The following is a 21,828-nucleotide window of genomic DNA, read 5'->3' on the forward strand; positions in this document are numbered from 1 at the left end:
TAAAGATAAAAAAATCGAGGATGTCGTTATCCTCGATTTTTTATATTATTTGAAGTGGTACAGTAGATAAACTGCTTCTCCTTTGGAAAGGTATCCCGTTTTGTTGGTAAGACCTACAGACTCAAACCCTTTTTCAGTCTTTGCCTTCTCTCCAACCTGATTCCAGTTAAAACCAGGATCTGTCTTTACTTGGCGCATGATATATTCCACTTCCTCATAGGTTATGGGTTCCCTTGGACGTAGGGTGTTATCCGTATATCCTGCCACATATCCTCCGATAAAGCCTTTGAAAATAGCCTTGGCAATAGAGCTTTCATAGCTGCCCAAGGTACTATAATCACCAAACTTGGTCAAATCCACCTTGCCTTCTGGCACAGGCCACTGATAGACCCTATCCAGCAAAATAATGAAATCTCCCCTTGTGATGGCTTCATCCGGCTTAAACTGATTTTCCTGATTGCCCTGGATATACCTCTTCTCACCAAAATCGTTAAGCTCTGCTTCTGCCCAATGACCAACAATATCCGTAAACTTCACATATGTATCTGTTTTCAGCTTTGATGGATCTCCGCCGATGAAAAGATAATTAATTTTCAAGCCATTTGATGGGCTCATGGAAGAAAAAGGATTTTCTTTATAAAAATCTTCGTCAATGTACCATCGGAACAAATCATCCTTTAAATCGGGACTGTTTTTCATTCTATAGAAACCTATTTCGAAGCTGCCGCTTAAACGGCCACCTTCAGTTCTAGCCATATTGATATTCTTCACGATAATCTTCTTTTGGAATTTCCACATAGATCTTAATAGGTTCATCAGCGATGGATAATCCCCTTCGTAAGAAAGGGTGGCGTTCATGGATTCTAATTCTGTCTCACCAAGCTTTTCTATGGTGAATGGAGTAAAGGATATTACCGATACATTAAGATTTGGATCCTGAAGCATTTCGTTAAAAAGTAAAATAAATTCTTCTTGCTCTGTAGTGGTAAAGAAGTTATTGGTAATCAGTTTGATCTTTTCATTCATGGCTGTGATGTTCTCATCCAGCTTTTTCTCGGTGGCAGCAGCATTTTCCACCTTCGTCATTTCTGCTTTGTACTGCTCTCGTTGCTGTTTTAAGCTATCTAACTCCACCAGCTGCGGCGTAATCAGAAACTGATAATATACCCACAGGAAAAGCACTGCACCTAGAACCGAAACCAATACGCGCTCTCTTCTCGTCAGCTTCATCTTAATTCACATCCTTTAACGCGAATTGAATGGAAAAATTGTATAGACCTTCATTTAAAGAAACGGAAGGAATAAATAAATCTTTAAATGCCTTTGTCTCTCGGAGATTGTACTCAATTTCTGCAATGGCTGATTTATCCCTGGCGGTACCATTGATGGTAATTTGTTCAGGGCTTATGTTAAAGGATATAAATTCTAAGTCTGGAGGAATCGCATCTACGATAAGCTGGACCAATTCATCGCTTAATACATCAATTTTTCGAAGCGCTAGCTCGCTCTTTTGCACCATGGGTAATACTGCTGTGATTTCTTCAAGCTTACTTTGTTTTTCATTGACCCTTGCCATTTTTTCTTTGGTTTCAGGAGACTCCAGTATCGTCTGCATTTGGGCAATATCTTTTTTCATATTATGGGCATAAACCAGGTTGAACACAGGAAAAGCTAGAACAGCCACAACGCACACTACTGCCATGCCATAGTATAAGTTTTGCCTTTTTTCCTTTCCTTGATGCTGCTGTATATAGGGTTCAAAAAAGTTAAAATCTTTCACTGTTGCTTCCCCCCTTATCTTCTGACCATAGCACCCAGGGCGTTAGCATAAAGCCCAAGGTCTATATTGCCCTTGATATTGTCTGTATTTACGGAACTGATGGTTTTGATTTTTTTCACTGGGATGTTGAAGGCCTCCTCCATGTACCCAGCGATACCATTTAGATTTGCACTTCCCCCATATAGATAAATGACATCCAGTCGATTGCCTGTATTTCTAGTCATATGGTATTTGAAAATCCGCTCGATTTCATCGATCCATGTATCCACACTGGACTTGATGATATTTAGAAATCTGGATTCATCGTTGTATTCTCCAAAGGACTTCGAAATATCACTACATTCCACTTTTTTGATTCTCGCCTCTTCTAAAGAAAAATCCAGGAAGTTTGCAAGGTTATGGTCAATATCCTTACCACCTATATTTAAGAGACGATTAAACTTAAAATTTCCGTTATCAAAGATGGACACATTGATTTGGTTATGGCCCAAATCAACAATAGCAGAAGTCTTACCAGCTACCGTGTCTCCATGGTTCACCTCTGATTGTGGATGAATCAACTTGGTGATTGCATTGGAATGGACATCTAGGGCGATGGGCTTTAGATGTAAGGTTTCTAAGAGGTTTAGGTAACTTTCGGCGATACCCCTTGGCAAGGCAGCCACCAGTAAATTAACGTGCTTGGTGTCCCCTTCCATAAACTCATCCAACTGCTTATATTGTATGATGTATTGATCTAATTCAATCGGAAGGAATTGCTGAATCTCATAGCCCACCATCTCTTTCAACTCGTGAGGCTTTGCAGAAGGCAGTACAACCTCCCGGGTGATAATGGTGCTGCTTTCCAGGGTGCATATGGCAGCTCGGGTACGGACCTTATTCATATGCAAAGTTTCTTCTAGAATATCCTTCACCTTTTGTCCGTCGTAAAATTGTCCATCTTTGTATAGATCCTCAGGCATGGGGATGATAAAAGCATTGTCCAAGACAAGCTTATCCTTGTCCAGCTTTCCCACCACTGCCTTAATGCTGTGGGCACCGATATCCAAGGACAGTACATCAGTGTATTTATGCGATATGGCTCTTTTCTTCAAGTGTGCTCCCCCTTTTAACGTATTACATGAATCTTTGTAAATACCAAGAAATCATTTCATTTTGAAAACATATGGTGATAAAAGCAGCCATGGCAATAAACGGGCCAAAGGGAATCGCTTCCTTCCTTCCTTTTATTTTCGCTGCCAAGAGAAACACAGATATTACTGCCCCGATAACAAAGGATAACAAAATGATCAAAAGAATACTTTGGATACCTAACCAAAATCCCAGCATGGCCATGAGCTTGATATCCCCGCCGCCCATACCTCCATTAGATAATATGGCTATGAGCAGGAATAGACCTCCTCCTATTAGAAACCCACCAGCTCTGCTGAATAGCGTTATAGAAGACGCACCTATGTAATATCCATATAAGAGATATATACCACCCAAAATGAATCCGCAAACCACCATTTCATCGGGAATGATTTGATGGTCAAAATCAATACCTGCGATGGCAATAAGGAGGCTGGCTAGCAAGCTGTAAGCAATAAAATCCATGGTTTGTCCGAATACAATATATAACAAAAGGAAAACACAACCTGTGAATAGTTCAAAGAAAGGATAGCGAAAAGAAATCTTGCTGCTGCAGTATCTACATTTGCCTCTATAAAACAAATAGCTAAGCACTGGGATTAGGTCGAAGGCTTTAAGAAAGGTACCACATTGAGGGCAGTGAGAAGATGGATATACGATGGACTTATCATTCGGTATCCGATAGATACACACATTTAAGAAAGAACCAATCAATAACCCGTATATGAATACAAAGATATGCATCTATATGTCCCCCCTTTTTTATAAAGTTCATGCAGTGAAGAAAATTGGAAACAGCTTACTTAAAAGCAAAATTTCACTATAAAATTATACCATAAATTAGTAGCCATCACAATCAAATAGGAACAAATACCTATTGACAGCATTAGTCAAAATTCTCCAAAATACACACTTAACCATCTAAAATGTAGTATAAGTACATAGGCCTTGATGCTGGCTAAACCTGTTAACATCATATTCAACCACTTAACCTTTTCACTTACTTTATAGAGGAAAACCAATGCAATCGCCACATATGCCAAGACACAAAAAGCCGTTGCTTCCGTTGATAAGCAGATAAAGTAATTCATGATAGGATTACCCTCTTGTATAATCCCTAATTGCAACCCGAATAGTGTAAAAGCAATATCAAGCACTGTAAGCAAATATATGATATAGTAAACAAAACGTGACCATTTCATAATCATACAACTCCTTAATAGACATGTATGCTAATTATAATTATCTGTTGTATGATAGTATTTGTACTTATCGGGTTATGAACTGTGGTATTTACTTCCAAAGATATTCCGAGATTTAGTGTCTTGCCTAATCAGTGAAATAAGTTATGTCATGAAAGCGAGCGATTATCGTAGTCATACTGAAAATAGCTCCCTAAGACTGGCTCATATACTAGGAGGGCTTTAACACTGGAAATCGTCAAGATATTCATTACCGTATTACCAGGTCGGGTGATTTTAATTTATTACCTCTTTACTCTTACTTTTTGAACATGAAAAAGAGTCAATCAAAATGATTGACTCCCAAATTTAAAGAAAGAGATATTATTACTCAGTTACAGTAACATCGCCTGGACTTCCATGGTTTGATGGAATATAAACATCAAAAACCTTAGTGATGGTAGCTCCATTTAAACTACCTTGCAATGTAATTGTTCCCGATTTGTGATCGCTACCATGTCTTGTAACTTCTCCACTTGGAATGGCAATTGCTGCTCCGCTCTCTACTGTTCTAGAGATGAAAGAAAAAGCTATCCCATTAATACTTGCGGGCAGATTTATTGTTGGTTTCGCCTGATTGTTTTTATTTCCGGCATTAGAGACACTCAAAACTGCCAAAGTATCAAGTGCATCTTGTATAATTTGCTCATTTGATGGCAAAAGTATAAACTCAATTGTGTATGTAGCGCTTCTTGTACCATCTGCAGAGGTAACTTGAATCGTTGCTGTACCTGGTAGACTAGCAGCATCTGTTATACTTGAGACCGTAGCACCATCCTTACCTGTTGCAGTAACTATTGTTGGTGGGATAGTTGTTCCATGAGGTAATGATACGGTATAGTAGGTTATTGAGGAATCAAATGCTGGGGTTAGCGTACCACTACTTAATGTAAGGTTGCTTAGTTGAGCATTTGCTGGAACGGGTACAGGGGCACTTATTCCTTTTTTATAATATATACTTTGGCTGTTTGTTAAAGTTGTTGCTGTCTCGATGTTATTCAACATTACGCTAGAGGCTAAGGTGTACGCATTCCCTTGATTTTTTCCATTGATTGAAAAATCAAGAGTATATTTCGAACCTATTTGTACAAGTGAAAACTGTAAATCGGTGGATGGATTCTGTATTATAGCATCTGTTTTATCTATGGTAGTTCCACCAAAAGGCTTATATTTTAACTTGTTACCACTTACGTATATTTGATTATAATCATTGGGATTAGCTGGTGTTGTAAGCATAATTTCCGTGGCATTTCTTACATCTTTTATAATAAAATCAGAGGCTAATCTAAGTGTAGATTGAATGTCAGATTGCGTGACGCCTTTATTAAAAACTTTTGTTCCAAATGATTGAAAGGAGAATATTATGCCTAATATGATACTCAATAATCCGATTGTAATAATCAGCTCTATTAGAGTAAAGCCACTTTGTCTATTTCTTTTTCTTTCATTAGCACTACTTTTGATAGTCAAAATCACCCGATCCTTTCTAAATTAGTTTGGATGTTGGAATTACTACGGTACAAACGTGGTTACTTTAGATTTCTTAGCATTTATCTCAGCTTCAAATGAAATCGATTGTCCTGATACCGTCATCCCGGGTGACGGTGGAGATGGCAACTCGATAGTAATGGTAGTAGGACTCGACGTTTCCACAATACTTGGGGCAGGTGTGCCGCCTGCAATTTTCTGCTCGGCTGCTTGATGCGCTTTAAATCCTGCTCCACTTTTGTGACCTGCATTAACAACCTGGACATACCCAAATGTAAAGAGATTCAAAAAAGCAATAACCAATATACCTAAAATCGCTACAGACACTATGATCTCAATAAGTGTCATTCCTCTATTTTCTTTTAGTCTATTCATATTTATCATACCTTCCAAGAAAATTAATCACCCCATAAATCACGGCTATATCCTTCTGACTGAAAACCAAGATCTTCAGGATATAAGTTCCCTACAGCAGCTGAAGCTGCAACATCTCCTCCTGATTCTAAAGTTAGGTTTTTTGCTACAATAGCACCTACGCTATCCATATTTGCCTTAATGGTCATATCTGCACCTGGTCCATAAATAAATCCCTGAAATTCACTATTACCAGTTTGGAAATCCAATGTACCCGAATTAAAAATATTGAGTATCGTCTTTGCATTGGGGCCAGTAAATAGGTTTCCTTTAAAATAAATACTATTCGTGTATAGGGATAAGGTACCATTGCCAGTAACGTAAATATTTGCATTGTTTCCAGACAGTGAGTTGAATTGAATTTTCATATCTCCTGAAAGATTGATGTAGTAGGTATCACTGCCAAGGTTTACAGCGTCAAATTTACGGTCTGCGTAACCGTCACCACTGTTAATATTAAAACCTAAAGGAGGCCAACTCAGCGTTGGGTCAGCTTCTAGCAAAACAGGGTCTGAAGGTTCTGGAAATGTTCTATTTGTTATTTTGGGGGGCTGCACACTTATATTACTCGTATAGCCAGTGATACTAGCGGTAGGAGTCCTTGATACGCTGCCAGTTACCTCACAGTTTGGCTGATCTATGTGCAATGAGTTTGTGACGGTTACTGTAGAATCAAAAAAATAGTTTTTTTCTAGTGCAAGGTTAACCTTCTGCTCAACGCCACTGTATTCACCCACACTATGGATAGTCGGTTTATATTTATCTCCTGAAAAACTGATTTTAAAGCGACCATCTGCAAATGTTGTCCATTTATCAACGTTCGTGGTGTTGCTTGAAATCAATGTATCAATTGTACTTAGGGTATGGGTTGGATCTTCTATCCAAGTTGAAGCAGCTTCCGCACCTGCTCTTGCAATATAATAGGCTTTAAGTCGCTTTTCCTCATGGATCGCAAAATTATTCTCTGCAAGACTTACTTGAAGAAGCGCCGCACCAAGAATAGAAAGAACAGCCATAACAATTATGATCAAAACTAATGAGGAACCTTTCTTATTTTTAAATGCTTTGTTCATCATTATCCCTCCTGGATATGATTTTAAGAGTGGGTTATGTTATACGCTTTACTTATATTTTGCAATTTATCATTCAAGAAAATTTCAGTTAATATACGAAGACACTTTAGCCAATAGCTGATGTTAATTTTCAGAAAAAATTCTTAAATGGGAGTCAATCATTCTAATTGACCCCCATTAACGTTTAGGTATTTAGTTAAGGTGTCTACCACCTCTACTTTAGTGATTATTCAAATATCCTTTTGACTACCAACACAGACATTTATCAAGTAAGTAGATTAGTATTACAATTCATATACCCAATCTATTCCTACAGCAAGCAACAATTATGTCAAACGAGAAAAATCTAGCATTTTTTATTTTTCATTTGTTGTATACTTAAAATATGGGTAATATTACCCATATTTTAAGTATACAATCTAGGCTTTATATTGTCAAATGCTACCATGTTACAAGTATTGACAGGATATTTGTTTTACCACTGTGATCATTATTACACTATCAAAAATCCTTTTAATAGTCACTATTCATCTCTCCTGTTTTTTATCCCCCTATCTTCTTGTGAACTATACATCGTGCATGAATAGTTCACAAGAAAATACATAATTTGTAATTTAGTTTCCTATCTCTGCTTTGGAATGCGCTAGTTAATGGTATTGACCTCATAGTTGGTCTCAAGAAGATACTTATTGAATGTAGTTTTTTATCTAACCATTGGAGAAATCACCTCACATCACCCACGTAGAAAAGGATTGTCTTTCTGCTCTTTCCGTCTGCAACTAGGTCTTGCTCAAATTTCTATATCAATTCAATTGTACTTGTCATTTTTCACTTCTCCTTTCTACTAAAATTTAAAAACTGGCTGTAGAATTTGAATTCTTCAACCTATTTTTTGATGCTGATTGTCGGAGCAATGATTGCAATCACTCCAAATGTTTCAATCTACAATCATTCGCCACTGTTTTTCAGCTAGTTTTGTCTCTTTTTTTTTACCAGTTCCAACTAGGACAACTGACTCGCTGAAAAATCACGTCTTCCTAGTTGCCACTCTCTGGACACGAAAAATCCTAGGTACCTTTCCCACTACTCAGTGGTAAATCCCATTCCTCTCTGGCAACACAAAAAAACCTAACAGAGTTTTCTCTCCATCAGGTCTGAATCTTTAGATTCTATACAGATGCATGCGACAGTTGAGAACCGTCCGAAACCACTGAAAAAGTCTTGTTTTTTAAACTATTTTAATCACGAAGTGAGCCGACAATAGCAATATTGGTTCTGATCATCAAAAAATTAATAAACATTCCTGAAAAAGAGGATACCAGCTTGGCTATCCTCTTTAAATTTACTGCTATTGCAGTTAATTTTGCTTGTATGCCCATGCTACGCAGACCGTAACCCCTGGCTCGGTCTAATCCATGAAATCTTTTCATTTCCCCATTCTTCCACTCATGACTTGCTCGCTTTTTATACTTGTCTAAAAATCCTTCCTGCTTGGTAAATTGACTATATTCATAGAACTCAAAAGTATTTGCGGTTATCTCAAGAATTTTTCTTGCTTTGCCTTTATTTAGACACTCGTGGCTCTTTGGACAGTTTTTGCAGCATTCTTTTTCAAAATAGTAATAATGGCTTACTCTGTCCTTGCTATTACCTTTTTTCTTTTTAATCGTTTTATTTCCTTCATCACAAATCCATTGATCTGAGTCCTTGTTGTATGTAAACTTGGAATCATCTAATTTATATACCGATTCACTTACTGGAATATATGCCTCTACAGTCTCTTCCTTCAATAAATCCAATATTGGCTTTCGAAAATATGCTTTATCACCATATGCTTCCTTTATACTTATTCCACATTCTTTCGTTTTGGTGTAGAGATTTTTAAATTCAGTTCCATCAACGTAAGCTCCGCCTTGTACAACGACTGCTGTTATCATGCGTTCTTCAGGGCTCATAGCATATTCAACCTTGTATCCAAAGAAACTATCGGTTTTAGATTTGTAACCCACTCTTGCATCTTTATCAACGAGAGATCGGATACCTTTTTGTTGTATAAACTTAGGAGAGTCTAATATTTCTTTAGCGTTTTTAATGGATTGAAGAGTTTTAGGGCAAGTGGCTAAATCAAAATTCTCTTCCATTGTCTCTGTGACCTTTTCTAGATAGTTTTTCATAGTTTCCTTTGCTAGATTGTGATCCTGTATTTCTTTGTAATTAGGTATTTCTTTAGCTACCTGTTCAGCAGCTACGCTGTTTTCCTCTTCGATGCTTATAAAAATTCTTTTGGCAAGGTGCTTCATAATTCTCTCTGGTACTTTTTTAATGGTGTTGGCTTCTGTATGGGTAGCATCTATGCTAATACCAGTTCCCTTAATGATACCTCTATTAACACATTGTTTTACAATTTCTTGGATGATATCATCCAATGTTGTTTCTTTAAGCCTCTGGGTTCTAAATTTAGCTAGAAGACTTGGGTCTGGAAGTTTATCCTCTGGATTGATACCGATAAACCACATATATGCTAGGTTTACCTTTGTATCTTCTACTACCTGTACATCTGAAAGATTGTATAAATATTGGAGTATTAACAATTTAGCCATCATTTCTGGTTCCTTAGCTGGTCTTCCATAGAACTTACAGTATGAGTTTTCAAGAAGTTTGTTGATGAAATTAAAATCAACAGCGTTATTTATCAATTTTAATATATGATTTTCTGGAATTCTATCGTATAATATGGAATAGATGCTTAACTGCATATTTTTGTCTTTAAGCATGGAGAAACCCCCTTTTCTATGATATTGTCTCGACAACACTATCATATCAAATTAGCGGGTTTTTCTCTATCGTTTATGCTTATTTTAGGCAGGATATTCCAATATTTAGGATGTGTTTTTCAGTGGTTTCGAACCGTCCTCATGTCGCATGTCTTCTGTTGTGGGTTGCTCCATCGATGATACTGAAGAGGAATCCAAAGAAAACTTTAATAGAATCCCAAGGAACATCCAGTAAATATATGCAACTGAGACAACGCTTATATTGAAAAATGCTTGAACTAAGTAACCAATAATACTGCAGAGCAACGGAATAATTAGAGGATTGTTTTTTTCACTCTTAAATGCCTTATAAACAATGCTTGAAACAAATGCTAGATATAACAGTAGAGACGGTATTCCTGTTGATACAGCAATATGAAGGTACTCATTATGTGCTTTATCAAAGATTATTAATCTCTTATAAGCAGTCATGATGTCTTCTCGGTATGTATCCGTAAAAACAACGCCTAATGTTTCTAAGCCATAACCGAGTATTGGCCTCAGTTTAATAAGTTCTATTACTCTTTCCCAAATAAATATTCTATTGGCTCCTGCTCTTTCATACCCTGAGGATTGACTTATAACTGTTTCCATGTCTTTTGTAATAGTTAGAAACCTACCGAAAACTCTACCATCACTGTGAATATTAACTAAAATAGTAATCACCAAAAATAGTGATAAAATAATTGCTAGATGCTTAAAGCTATACTTGTGTCTATATGAAAACCATATAAAAATAATGAAGCTAAAAAATGCACCTACCCATGACCCTCTCGTCATTGTGCAAAGTAATGAGAGATATAGGACACCAGAAGCGATCAAATAAATTGCTTTCTTGGAGTAGACATAAGCAAATGCACTAATCGGTAATATCAACGTAAGATAGGCTCCCAAGAAGTTAGGGTTGCCCATGGTTGAAAAAGCCCTTCCTTTCCAATTAACACGAAATGGGTCTCTTGGAATAGGATCATATCCAAAGTATTGAGAAATTCCATATAATGCTACTAAAGATGCTGATAACAGTAGAATGCTGACATGCGCTTTTGAGAATTGATACTTTCTTCTAACTAAAATAAACATAAAAACATAAACAATAATTGCAAATATTCCTTCTTCTCTATACGAATTCCCCCAAGTAGAGCGACCTATGTTAACAGAAAAAAATGTTGAAGTTACAATTAATATCAGATATATGACAATCATTTTTTCTATCAAATCAATCTTTATATTATTGCTTTTTCTATTTAAAAACCATATTATTGATAATGCTGATGCTGTTACATAAACGAAGAGCATTTTGGGGTAATAAAAATAATCCATGTAAAATGGCGCTATAATTAATGGCGTTATACTAATAATCATTGTTAACAAATTATTTAGAATTTTATCAGAATCCATATTCTCTCCTTAAGTATGCTGATTAACTAAGTGTAAATGTACTGTTTTTTTCCAGTAAACTGATTCTGTAGTAAGTATGACTTATTCTTCAAAAGAGAGCCAATCTAGATGATTGGCTCTCTAATTTTTAATATAAATATGTTAAGTAATAGTGCTAATTAGATGCAATATCTGTATAATCATTTACCCCACCAGTTGGATAAACACTTGGGGCTGTTGCTAAAGTCGCAACTCCACTAGCAAAGGAATATACAGCACCATCTGGTGAATCAGCAAAATCTCCAGGAAAGTTTCCTGCAGCCCCTGTCAAAACTTCGGAAATCTGATCATCAGTTACAGCTGTAATAGCGATATTATTCTCCGCTGCAGCAATTTCTGCTGCGTTTTGAATCGTCCTTAAATTCGCAATTACAGCTCCTTCATTTGCACTTTCTCTCATGCCTACAAACCTTGGTATAGCAATCACAGCCAAAATACCTAAGATTGCAATAACTACAATCAGTTCAATAAGAGTGAAGCCTTTTCTGTTTCTTAATTTTTTGTTGATCATTTGTAACATTTTTTCTCCTCCTTTAATGGTGAAAATATATTTTGAATAAACCAGTTCAGCTAAAATCTCGGCCCCCATCACCTCCCAAACATTAATGCATAAGTTTAAAATATATTTATTAAATTCTTTAATCCTCCTCTTAGATATTTCCTAATCTAGTTAACCGTTAGCAGTATCTAGGGGACTATCATTGGGGAAAATAAAATCCTTAGTAATCTATTACTGTACCGTTTTTAGCATATCGAACATAGGTAATACCATGGCGACAACGATAAACCCGATGAGGGCACCCATGACCAAGATCATGATAGGCTCGAATAAGGTGATCATCTTCTGCAGTGCCGTATCAACCTCATCATCGAAGAAATTTGCTGTTTTATCCAAGATATCATCTAAGGTACCTGACTCTTCCCCGATGTGAATCATATTGTCCACCATGGGTGGGAAGAGTCCTAGTCTTTTAATCGGCTGTGATAAGGGGACTCCCCTTCTTACTTCCTCTCGTACCTTCATGATCCCATCAGCAGCTACTTTATTGCCCAGGATCCCCGCCACATTCTCCATGGCCTGTAGCAGTGGGATACCGCTGGAAAGGAGTGTTGATAATGTTCTTGTAAACCTTGCGGTGATGATCTTTTGGTTTAATCCCTTCATTACGGGGATACTGAGCTTTAATTTATCGTACTGCAGTCTGCCTTTGATGGTTAAGGTATAACGTTTGATTCCATAAACTACTGCGAAAAATACAATGATGTGTATATACCAAAAGTTCTTTAATATCTCACTAAACTTCATGAGTATTCGTGTTGGCAGCGGCAATGGTACGCCACTTCCCTCAAACATCCCTATGAAGGTTGGCATCACGAAGGTTAGCAGGAAAACGACAACGGATACCGCTACAACGCTAAGGATGATCGGATACACCATGGCACCTTTGATTTTGTTATTGATCTTTGTTTCCTTCTCGTAGTGGACTGCCATCCGTTCGATGATGACATCCAATGATCCACTGGCTTCCCCTGCTTCTACCATATAAATCAACAGCTCAGGGAATACATCCAAGTGCTTTTTCAATGCCTCAGAAAAGGTTAAGCCCTTTTGAACCCCTTCGTAGACCTCTCCCAATGTATTGCGTAGCTTCTTCTGCTCCGTTTGGGTTTTAAGGATTTCTAAACAGTTGGTAATGGGTACCCCTGCGTTGAGCATGGCATAGAGCTGGCGACAAAAAACAGCGATATCTTTTACCTTGACGCCTCCAAAAAGCTGTACTTCTCTACCTAGGGTAGAAACATCTTCCTGGATCATCACAGGATAGCTCTGGTTGCTCCGCAGCATCTGAACAACTTCATTTCTTGTGTTGGCTGTAAAGCTGCCCTGCAGGTTTTGTCCATTGATACCCACAGCTTTGTAACGATAAACAGGCATCATCTCACCTCGTTTCTAGTAAGCAATATAGATTGTATGTAATTGGATAAAGTGTTCATTATAGCATTCTTAAAATCCTATGGTTTTCTTCATCATATCTAGGTCCAATGAGTAGGTTAATGCATTTTCTTTACTAATAATAGTACGTTTATATAATTCCAGAAGAGAATGATCCATGGTTTGCATGCCGAATTTGAGTCCAGTTTGGATAGATGTCTGGATTTGATGGGTTTTTCCCTCTCGAATCAAGTTCCTGATGGCATTATTGGCCAGCATGACTTCAAAGGCTGCCACTCTACCCGGTTCGTTGGCCTTAGGTAACAACTGCTGAGAAATGATTCCTTCCAATACAGCACCTAGTTGGATTCGGATCTGCTGCTGTTGATGGGGCGGAAATACGTCAATAATCCTGTCCACGGTTTTCGCAGCACCCAGGGTATGGAGGGTCGACAGTACCAAGTGACCTGTTTCAGCAGCGGTAATAGCGATACTGATGGTTTCTAAATCACGCATCTCTCCGACGAGAATGATATCTGGATCTTGACGGAGGGCAGCACGAAGTCCATTACTAAAAGATTGGGTGTCGTCTCCTACTTCACGTTGGTTGATGATGCTTTTGTTGTGTCGATGTAAATATTCAATCGGATCTTCCAGTGTTATGATATGGCAGCGTCTCTCCTGATTGATCAAATCAATCATGGAAGCTAGGGTGGTGGATTTACCACTACCGGTTGGGCCTGTTACTAAAATCAAGCCCCTGGTCTTTTTGGTAAGCTCCCTCACACTCGGTGGCAAGCCTAGCTCTTCCAGGGTAGGAATATTGATATTTACCACACGGATTGCCATACAATAGCTGCCCCGCTGCTTATAAACGTTCATTCTGAATCTTCCTAGGCCCGAGTTAGAAAAAGAAAGGTCAAGTTCTCCTTTTTGCTCCAAGTGCTTCATTTGTTCCACAGTCAGCATCTGCCGCGCCAAGATGGCTGTGTCCTCAGTGGATAATGGGGATTCTCCCATATGCACCAGTTGTCCATCCACGCGGATGATAGGCGGTAAACCCACAGTGATATGTAAGTCAGAGGCCCTAGCTCCAGTGGCTTTTTCTAAAAGTGATAAAATCTCCATTCCTATTTCCCTCCTTAATCAAGATTATAGGTCATTCGGAGCAGTTCATCGCTGGTTGTCACACCTTGAAGAACCAGCTGTCTACAGCTTTGACGCAATGTTTTCATCCCTTGTTCTACAGCAGCAGCTCTGAGACTCTCCGTATTTTGTCTAGAATCTATGAGCTGCTTAACAGCCTTTGTCATGGGCATCACTTCATGGATTGCAGTTCTGCCCTTATATCCTGTATGGTTACATACATTACATCCTTGGCCTTTATGAAGCAATACATCAGGTCTGATCTGCAGCAGCTGAATTTCACCGTTATCTGGTCTATAGGAAACTTTGCAGTTATCACAGATTTTTTTAACCAAACGTTGTGCCACAATTCCCACCACGGAGCTTGAGATCAGGTAAGGCTCGATGCCCATATCAACCAATCGAGCCACCGTAGAGGCGGTATCGTTGGTATGAAGGGTACTGAGTACCAGGTGACCGGTAATCGCTGCTCTGATAGCGATCTGAGCGGTTTCACCATCCCGTATCTCTCCGATCATAATGATATCAGGGTCCTGTCTTAGTATGGAACGAAGACCGCTTGCAAAGGTCATTCCAGCCTTATTGTTTACTTGAGATTGATTAACCCCTTCAAGTCTGTATTCTACAGGGTCTTCAACAGTAATGATATTTTTATGAACATCATTGAGTTCCTTTAAAGCCGCATAAAGGGTGGTACTTTTACCGCTTCCTGTAGGTCCTGTTACGAGCAGGATTCCATAAGGATTTTTAAGAATGTCGTCAAATACTTTTAAGTTATCGGGTGTAAATCCTAATTGCTCCTTGGATAACGCTTTGTTGCTGCGATCCAGGAGACGGATTACAATTTTTTCCCCATAAACCGTAGGCAATATGGAGATACGCATATCGATGTCACGACCGTCCACATTCATTTCTACCCTGCCGTCTTGGGGGATTCGCCTTTCGGCTATGTTCATTTTCCCCATGATCTTGATTCTCGTCACGATGGCGGAGTGGCTGGATCTAGCTGGAGAGATATTCTCCTGGAGCTCACCGTCAATACGATAGCGAACTCGGACGTTTTTTTCATAGGGCTCTATATGTATATCACTGGCTCTCATCTTTACTGCTTGGGAAATGATGGAGTTGACTAGCTTTACAACAGGTGCATTGTTGACTTGGGCCAACAGCTCCTCGTCGATTTCCTCTATGATTTCATCTTCGTAGTTTTCTTTAAATTCTTCTAAGGCTTTTTCTGCTGTCAGCTTTTGATAGTATTGATCAATGGCAGCTAGAACATCCTTTTGTGTAGCGATGACAGGTTCCACCGTATAGCCTGTTGCGAGTTTGATGTCATCCATGGCAAAGATATTCAAAGGATCTGACATGGCTACCACCAGCTTGCCCCATTCGATTTTTATAGGAATCAGACAGTGCCTTCGGGCAAGGCGCTCGCTGATCAGCTTGGGAATGTCTGGTTCTATAAAATATTTATCTAATGACACATGGGGTATACCTAGCTGAAATTCCAAGGCTTCAATAATTTGATTTTCATTTACAAAGCCTTGCTCGATCAATACTTCTCCCAGTTTTTTATTGGAGCTTTTCTGCAGCTTTAGTGCATCTTGAAGCTGCTCCATTGTTATGAGCTGTGCATCAACCAATAGATCTCCTAGTCTTTTTACTTTGCTGGCCATCTGCTTCCATCCCTTCAGATCGTTGGACATAATGATTAGAAATGTATACTGTTTTAATTATTCAAAAAAAGCTAACAATATTTAAATATTGTTAGCCGGTTACGCCACTGCATCCACATGATTTAAGCGTCCAAGTATAATCATGCTTCTTATGCTCTAACGATTAGTAAAATAAACTGAATTCTTATACTGATTAATAAAATTTCACCAAATTATGCAAAAATCCTGCAATTGGGCATAAATTTTTATTCGCAATTTCAGACATAATATTACATCGGCGTATAGGTGGATATTTCTAGCGTGAATATTTAGTTATTACCCTCTTCTTTTTATGAATAAACAGGAAGAAATTCTTTATGGTTTTAACGTATTTGTTGAACGTTAATCGAAAATCAGCGCGATGATTTTAATTTGTGTCGTTCCATTAATCAGCGGGCAATTCGTGAATTGCCCCTACAGGTTTTCTCTGTGTTATAAATAAAATAAAAAACCATGCGTACGCATGGCTTAGTGTAATACCTTTTTTAGGACTACCTTTTCAATTTTTCTCACGAATTTTGTCCAGGTAAGTTCTTGATTGCCTAAAGGGATGACCAGGATGGTGAATAGATCTAACCGATTACCTCCCAATACATCGGTAAATAATTGATCTCCGATAACAGCCGTGGTTTCGGGTGTGGTGCCCATAAGCTCCATGGCTTTATGGAATGCACTAACTCTAGGCTTTACAGCGCGATGGATTGCAGGAAGCTTTAACTCTTCATTAAACTTTACGACTCGATCCTCCGTATTGTTTGAAACCAAGCAGACCTTAAAGGCTTCCAATTCAAGATTACGAAGCCAGGTTTTTACCCGTTCACTGGCTGTTTTTTCTTCCCACTCCACCAAAGTATTGTCTATATCTATGATGAAACCTTTGATGTTAAATTTCTTTAATTGCTCTAGATCTAGATGAAAGATTGAATCCACATATAACTTGGGTTTTAGTCTCTCTAGCATGTTTTCCACTCCCGATATATATTTGTTGTTTGTATTATTATCTGTAGAATAATAGGTTTTCATTTATACATTATATATCCGAAAAGTGGCAGCAGTAATCAAAAATAGATTTGTAGTATTTATAGGACTCGCAAAAAACAACAAGCGGAGACGAAAGTCTCCGCTGCAATTGAACAATAAGTCATTTGATGAAAGAATCTTTTTTTACTAATCTTCATCGTCCTCATCATCTATATCAATCTTTACATTGGCGTTAAATGCTTTACTAAGCTTCTTTATAGCCCTCTTTTCGATTCTGGATACATATGAGCGAGATATTCCCAACATTTTTGCGATCTCTCTCTGGGTTTTGCTTCCACCATTGGCTAGACCATATCTTAGCTCTAAAACAGTGCGCTCGCGATTTTTTAAAATTTTTGTCATCTTCTGATAAAGCTTCTTTACTTGGATCTTCAATTCCACCTCATCCAAGACTTCGTCAGCTTCAGTACCGAGAATATCAATGAGTGATATTTCATTGCCTTCTACAGGTTATCAACGGGTATTTCCTTGGAAATAGTGAATTTTCAACATTTTATGCCTTTATTAGTTCTTTAAAGACATTTTTTACTCAACTGGCACTTCTATAGGTGACGAAAATTCTCTTTTTTTGTATAAAAAACCCATAGCAAACATGAAAAGGACTGTGCCTCCTGCCATATATGCCACGGCAAAGGATTCTGTATAGTAAAGAAGTACTGGAAATATCAAAGTTCCGAGAAGGTTGTACGTCACATGAAGCAAGATTGGCAGCCAAAGGTTATTGGACCACAGATAAATGACACCCAAGGCAATACCAAGAACAAAGGTATAGATGCCCTGCAGTGGATTGCCATGATAGATGGCGAAAACGGCAGCTTGTATAACAATAGCGCCAGAGATAGGTAATTGTTTTTTAAGCTCATTCTGCACCAAGCCCCTAAACAATATTTCTTCAAAAATAGGAATCAAAATAATGATGCATAGCATCCCTAAAAGTGTACTTAAACCAGCGTTTATGTTCTGGGACACTTCCTCATAGCTCTCAAATTTCTCATAGCTTAGCAGTACGAAACTGCTGGATACAGCAGCTAGCCCTATAGATGCTAACACCACATAGGGAGATTTCTCAAGGCCTTCTTTTCGAAACTTACATTTTTGAAGAAAACTTTCATCTTTCTTCCTTAAAAGCAGCACATAGATGGCTATAGAACATAGGGCTGCTGCTGCGATTCCAAAATAAATATCATGATTTAGCTTGTCTTGAATTTGTGGCTCTGTGAGGATTCCAATATACTTCATGGTATAACCAATTCCCATACTCAACCCTGCCCCTAATTGCAGGAAAAAATAGATTAGAGTATATAACAATATATTACCTATCATTTTCAAATATTTTGTCATGTATGTCCTCCTAAATAAAGTGGTGAATGACCCCTAGGGTTTAATCATACACCATTTCAAATTCATTGTAAATTCAGAATGGATTTGCTTGCGGAACTGGCATGCCTGTTCCCTACGTTTGTTTTGAACTATTCGGATTCCCTTTGAATCGCTTGGATGATTTCTCTAGCTATGGCATAGCACTCATTGAGTATCCCATCGATTTGATCTTGTGTTAGGTTCTCTTGGACAATGATATGGATGGTACTCTGGCCGATTGTATGGGTTTGATCATATTCCATCTCTACACCCCTCCCCATACCATCCTTATGTGTTCACCAGTTTGTACTATGCAGGCTTCTTTTTATAAATAAATCCTGGGTGTCATTTGACACCCAGGATTTATTTATAGAGCCATATGAAATATCTTTACTTGCATATATCGGTCACTGGAGTATACCAACCGGTTACCGTCAGAGAGTTCTCGATAGGTTATTTCAATTTTACCTGGCTTATTTTCGATATGATCCCAACTGGAGGAGAGCTTTCTTTCAATTTCTTGTATGATTTCCAGGGGTATTTTGTTTATTTCCAGGGTATCTAATAACTGGCTAATTTGCTCATAGATTTCTTCATTGTCGGTATAGCTGTTGGCCAGAAGGTTTAATCTTATACCCCTTCCATCGTCAGATTGGATAAAGAGTTTTGATTCTTTTGGTACAAAATAGCCATTGGGCAGTTCTTTAAATGCTGTGATATCCATAGTTTTGGTTTGGTCTCGATGGAAAAGAGGTGTATAAATCGTTACATCTATTCCTTTATCACAGCGCAATTCTATTCTTCTGCCGTCATCTAATTCTACATTATAAGGATCATACAAAACAGGGGCATTGTAGGCTTCATGCCAGCTATCTTCGAGCTTCTGCTTTAGCTTCATCACAATGATTTCAGAAATCTTGTTTATTCTTAAGGTATCCAATATCTCCGCCATATACCCATGAAGACTTTCCTTTTGGGCATATGGGTCCGTTGTAAGCTGGAGATGAAGCTTAGTGGCTTCATTCATTCGAATCAGTAGTTCTGTGTTAGATGGAATGAGATAGCCGTTCTCTAACATCTCAAAATCATTGCTGTAGTCATGGACGTACAGCCATCCATACTTCTTGCTCATATTTGCCAGCAATACCATGGCTTGTTCTCTTGTCGTGTTTTCATTGGGTGCTATCCGATTGTTTCCGATACCCTTCATAAATCCTTCCTGTGCCAAGAAAGATACCGCTTCTTTTGCCCATCTTGCGACCCAAAACATGTCAACAAAATCTGCTTTTTTATACAATTCAGTAGGAAGACCCATTGTATTTATTTGACGCCATAGAATCGTGGCAATTTCTTGACGGGTAATTTCTTTATTGGGTGCAAACTTACGATCGCTGACACCTTTGATAATACCCAGATTATATGCCCGACCAATGTTAGGATTGGTCGTATCTGTAAAAGGATGGTCCATATCAATTTCTTCTGCTGATATATTCATGGCCTTTATGTAAACCGATAAAGCCAGTTCCGAAAATTCTTCCCTTGTAATAGGATTCTGATATTTTCCATCATCTAAAAGATCTTCTGTCAGCAGGCCATGTGAAGATAACATCAAAATACTTTCTTTAGCCCATTCCGAAGGATTGGCTTGTCCCTCATAGCCATACCCAGTTACTACATGTATCATTAAAAAGCAGACCAAACAAATGATCCACTGCTTCTTCATTTTTAACATTCTGTACCTCCCTTAAAAACGTCTTCTATATATAGACGAAGAAATTTCATTTTTGTTTCATGAAATCATGATTTTTTCCATATTTTTTCCTTTATTTCTTACCCTAGGGTATCTTGAAATAAACAATTGAAATATTTCCTCATATAGATTAGACTAAATCCATAGAATCATTACCTTATTATGGTAATGTTGACGAAGGAATGAAGGTGAAAAGATGAAAATGAGATGGATATCCATGCTTTTTTTATGTGTCATTCTGTTAAGCGCTTGTAATAATTCTATCCGTCCAAAAGCTGTTCCAGCTGCGAATATGGGTGAGGATGCTTCGATAGATGAAATTTCTCATGAATCTGTAACATCGCCTAAGCCTATTGAGATTCAGATTACCGCCGTTGGTGATGTCATGGTTCATGGACCTCAGTTAAAAGCGCAGTATGATCGTATTTCCGGCCAGTTCGATTTCCACAACAATTTTCAATTCATTAAGCCTTATATCGAAAGTGCTGACCTTGCCCTTCTCAACTTAGAGACAACCTTTGGGGGTGAAGAAAAGGGATACTCGAGTTTCCCGCGCTTCAATAGTCCTGACTCCTTGGCAGAAGCCCTTAAAACTGCAGGTTTTGATGTAGCTGTAACTGCCAACAACCATACAATTGATACGGGTATGGATGGTGTGGTTAGAACCTTGGAGGTACTACAGGCACAAGGCTTCAAAACGATAGGCACGAGAAAATCTGTGGAAGAAAGTAGGTTCTTAATTGAAGATGTTCAAGGCATCAAGGTTGGTATTACTGCCTATACTTATGAAACACCTGCCTATGGCAAAAACAAAACCATCAATGCCCTTATCATGCCATCCGTACTGGAGCCTCTTATCAACTCATTTCGCTTTGATCGCTGGAAGGAGGATCTATCTCAGATAAAGTCTACCATCGATGCCATGAGAGTCGCTGGTGCTGAAATCATTGTCTTCTACCTTCATTGGGGAGAAGAATTTCAGCGTAGCCCCAATCAATCTCAAAAACAGATTGCCCAAGATCTTAACGCCCATGGTGTCGATATCATTTTTGGAAGTCATCCCCACGTGCTGCAGCCCATAGAGTGGATAAAGCATCCTGACCATGATCACCAAACCCTGGTCGTGTATTCTCTTGGAAATTTTTTGTCTAATCAGAGATATGAAATCCTAAAAAATCGCTATACTGAAGATGGTATGCTAGTTCACATCAAAATACAAAAGGATTTGGTCAGCAATGGGACTGTCATTTCCCATGTAGGATATCAACCCACATGGGTTCATAAATATGTCCGTGGAGGTAAGCGTATTTTCGAGATATTGCCATTACCCCAAGCATTGCAGAATCCACAAGTATTTCACCTGTCATCCAGCGACGCTCAGCATAGGGCGAAGCTTTCCTATCATAACACCACCAGTCTGCTGCAGCAGGAGCTTCCTGGATCTATGCCTTTTTCTGGGCCAAAAAGAAAAGTTCACAAAAATGATATAGAATAAGCCCCTCGTCTG

20 protein-coding genes and 1 riboswitch are annotated in these 21,828 nt (G+C 38.4%); of the genes, 1 reads left to right on the forward strand and 19 read right to left on the reverse strand.

Features of this window, described 5'->3' with window-relative positions:
• Nucleotides 1-45: 45 nt before the first annotated feature.
• The 19 genes from gspM to K0R93_RS06910 all read right to left on the reverse strand — a co-directional run bounded on the left by gspM (nucleotide 46) and on the right by K0R93_RS06910 (nucleotide 20,303).
• The gene (gene gspM, locus K0R93_RS06820; protein ID WP_300299302.1) at nucleotides 46-1,230 is read right to left on the reverse strand and encodes a type II secretion system protein GspM; all 1,185 of its coding nucleotides are present in this window, start codon (nucleotides 1,228-1,230) and stop codon (nucleotides 46-48) included.
• A gap of 1 nt (nucleotide 1,231) precedes the next feature.
• On the reverse strand, nucleotides 1,232-1,780 hold the full coding sequence (locus K0R93_RS06825; RefSeq protein WP_300299304.1) for a PilN domain-containing protein: 549 nt from the start codon (nucleotides 1,778-1,780) through the stop codon (nucleotides 1,232-1,234).
• Between the two features lie 14 nt (nucleotides 1,781-1,794).
• Nucleotides 1,795-2,874, reverse strand: a complete 1,080-nt coding sequence (gene pilM / locus K0R93_RS06830; protein ID WP_300299306.1) for a type IV pilus assembly protein PilM — start codon at nucleotides 2,872-2,874, stop codon at nucleotides 1,795-1,797.
• Between the two features lie 22 nt (nucleotides 2,875-2,896).
• Nucleotides 2,897-3,655 (reverse strand): prepilin peptidase, encoded by a 759-nt coding sequence (locus K0R93_RS06835; RefSeq protein WP_300299308.1) that lies wholly within the window; start codon nucleotides 3,653-3,655, stop codon nucleotides 2,897-2,899.
• 146 nt (nucleotides 3,656-3,801) lie between these two features.
• Nucleotides 3,802-4,113 (reverse strand): DUF5658 family protein, encoded by a 312-nt coding sequence (locus K0R93_RS06840; protein ID WP_300299310.1) that lies wholly within the window; start codon nucleotides 4,111-4,113, stop codon nucleotides 3,802-3,804.
• Between the two features lie 366 nt (nucleotides 4,114-4,479).
• Nucleotides 4,480-5,622, reverse strand: coding sequence for a prepilin-type N-terminal cleavage/methylation domain-containing protein (locus K0R93_RS06845; protein WP_300299312.1), 1,143 nt, complete (start codon nucleotides 5,620-5,622; stop codon nucleotides 4,480-4,482).
• A gap of 42 nt (nucleotides 5,623-5,664) precedes the next feature.
• Nucleotides 5,665-6,015 (reverse strand): type IV pilus modification PilV family protein, encoded by a 351-nt coding sequence (locus K0R93_RS06850; RefSeq protein WP_300299314.1) that lies wholly within the window; start codon nucleotides 6,013-6,015, stop codon nucleotides 5,665-5,667.
• A 23-nt stretch (nucleotides 6,016-6,038) separates the two neighbouring features.
• Nucleotides 6,039-7,127, reverse strand: coding sequence for a pilus assembly PilX N-terminal domain-containing protein (locus K0R93_RS06855; protein WP_300299316.1), 1,089 nt, complete (start codon nucleotides 7,125-7,127; stop codon nucleotides 6,039-6,041).
• A gap of 1,238 nt (nucleotides 7,128-8,365) precedes the next feature.
• Nucleotides 8,366-9,901, reverse strand: coding sequence for an IS1182 family transposase (locus tag K0R93_RS06860; protein ID WP_300299318.1), 1,536 nt, complete (start codon nucleotides 9,899-9,901; stop codon nucleotides 8,366-8,368).
• 105 nt (nucleotides 9,902-10,006) lie between these two features.
• Entirely contained in the window at nucleotides 10,007-11,338 is a 1,332-nt protein-coding gene (locus tag K0R93_RS06865) for an O-antigen ligase family protein (protein WP_300299320.1), read from the reverse strand.
• Between the two features lie 154 nt (nucleotides 11,339-11,492).
• Nucleotides 11,493-11,897 carry a type II secretion system protein gene (locus tag K0R93_RS06870; protein ID WP_300299322.1) on the reverse strand — a complete coding sequence of 135 codons (405 nt, stop codon included), beginning with the start codon at nucleotides 11,895-11,897 and terminating at the stop codon, nucleotides 11,493-11,495.
• Between the two features lie 210 nt (nucleotides 11,898-12,107).
• The gene (locus K0R93_RS06875; RefSeq protein ID WP_300299323.1) at nucleotides 12,108-13,313 is read right to left on the reverse strand and encodes a type II secretion system F family protein; all 1,206 of its coding nucleotides are present in this window, start codon (nucleotides 13,311-13,313) and stop codon (nucleotides 12,108-12,110) included.
• Between the two features lie 69 nt (nucleotides 13,314-13,382).
• On the reverse strand, nucleotides 13,383-14,438 hold the full coding sequence (locus K0R93_RS06880) for a type IV pilus twitching motility protein PilT (protein ID WP_300299325.1): 1,056 nt from the start codon (nucleotides 14,436-14,438) through the stop codon (nucleotides 13,383-13,385).
• A gap of 14 nt (nucleotides 14,439-14,452) precedes the next feature.
• Entirely contained in the window at nucleotides 14,453-16,132 is a 1,680-nt protein-coding gene (gene gspE / locus K0R93_RS06885) for a type II secretion system ATPase GspE (protein ID WP_300299327.1), read from the reverse strand.
• An 84-nt stretch (nucleotides 16,133-16,216) separates the two neighbouring features.
• Nucleotides 16,217-16,299: riboswitch (cyclic di-GMP riboswitch) on the reverse strand.
• A 340-nt stretch (nucleotides 16,300-16,639) separates the two neighbouring features.
• The gene (locus K0R93_RS06890; RefSeq protein WP_300299329.1) at nucleotides 16,640-17,194 is read right to left on the reverse strand and encodes a YqeG family HAD IIIA-type phosphatase; all 555 of its coding nucleotides are present in this window, start codon (nucleotides 17,192-17,194) and stop codon (nucleotides 16,640-16,642) included.
• Nucleotides 17,195-17,338: 144 nt separating this feature from the next.
• Complete coding sequence (locus K0R93_RS06895) at nucleotides 17,339-17,644, reverse strand: sigma-70 family RNA polymerase sigma factor (protein WP_300299485.1); 306 nt, start codon at nucleotides 17,642-17,644, stop codon at nucleotides 17,339-17,341.
• Between the two features lie 93 nt (nucleotides 17,645-17,737).
• Nucleotides 17,738-18,553, reverse strand: a complete 816-nt coding sequence (locus K0R93_RS06900; RefSeq protein WP_300299332.1) for a CPBP family intramembrane glutamic endopeptidase — start codon at nucleotides 18,551-18,553, stop codon at nucleotides 17,738-17,740.
• 128 nt (nucleotides 18,554-18,681) lie between these two features.
• Nucleotides 18,682-18,834 (reverse strand): hypothetical protein, encoded by a 153-nt coding sequence (locus K0R93_RS06905; protein WP_300299334.1) that lies wholly within the window; start codon nucleotides 18,832-18,834, stop codon nucleotides 18,682-18,684.
• Between the two features lie 104 nt (nucleotides 18,835-18,938).
• On the reverse strand, nucleotides 18,939-20,303 hold the full coding sequence (locus tag K0R93_RS06910) for an S-layer homology domain-containing protein (protein ID WP_300299336.1): 1,365 nt from the start codon (nucleotides 20,301-20,303) through the stop codon (nucleotides 18,939-18,941).
• Between the two features lie 214 nt (nucleotides 20,304-20,517).
• Here K0R93_RS06910 and K0R93_RS06915 point away from each other — a divergent pair, with 214 nt between their 5' ends.
• Nucleotides 20,518-21,816, forward strand: a complete 1,299-nt coding sequence (locus K0R93_RS06915) for a CapA family protein (protein ID WP_300299338.1) — start codon at nucleotides 20,518-20,520, stop codon at nucleotides 21,814-21,816.
• Nucleotides 21,817-21,828 lie beyond the last annotated feature (12 nt).

This window comes from Anaerosolibacter sp. (assembly GCF_029240175.1).
Taxonomy (GTDB): Bacteria; Bacillota; Clostridia; order Peptostreptococcales; family Thermotaleaceae; genus Anaerosolibacter.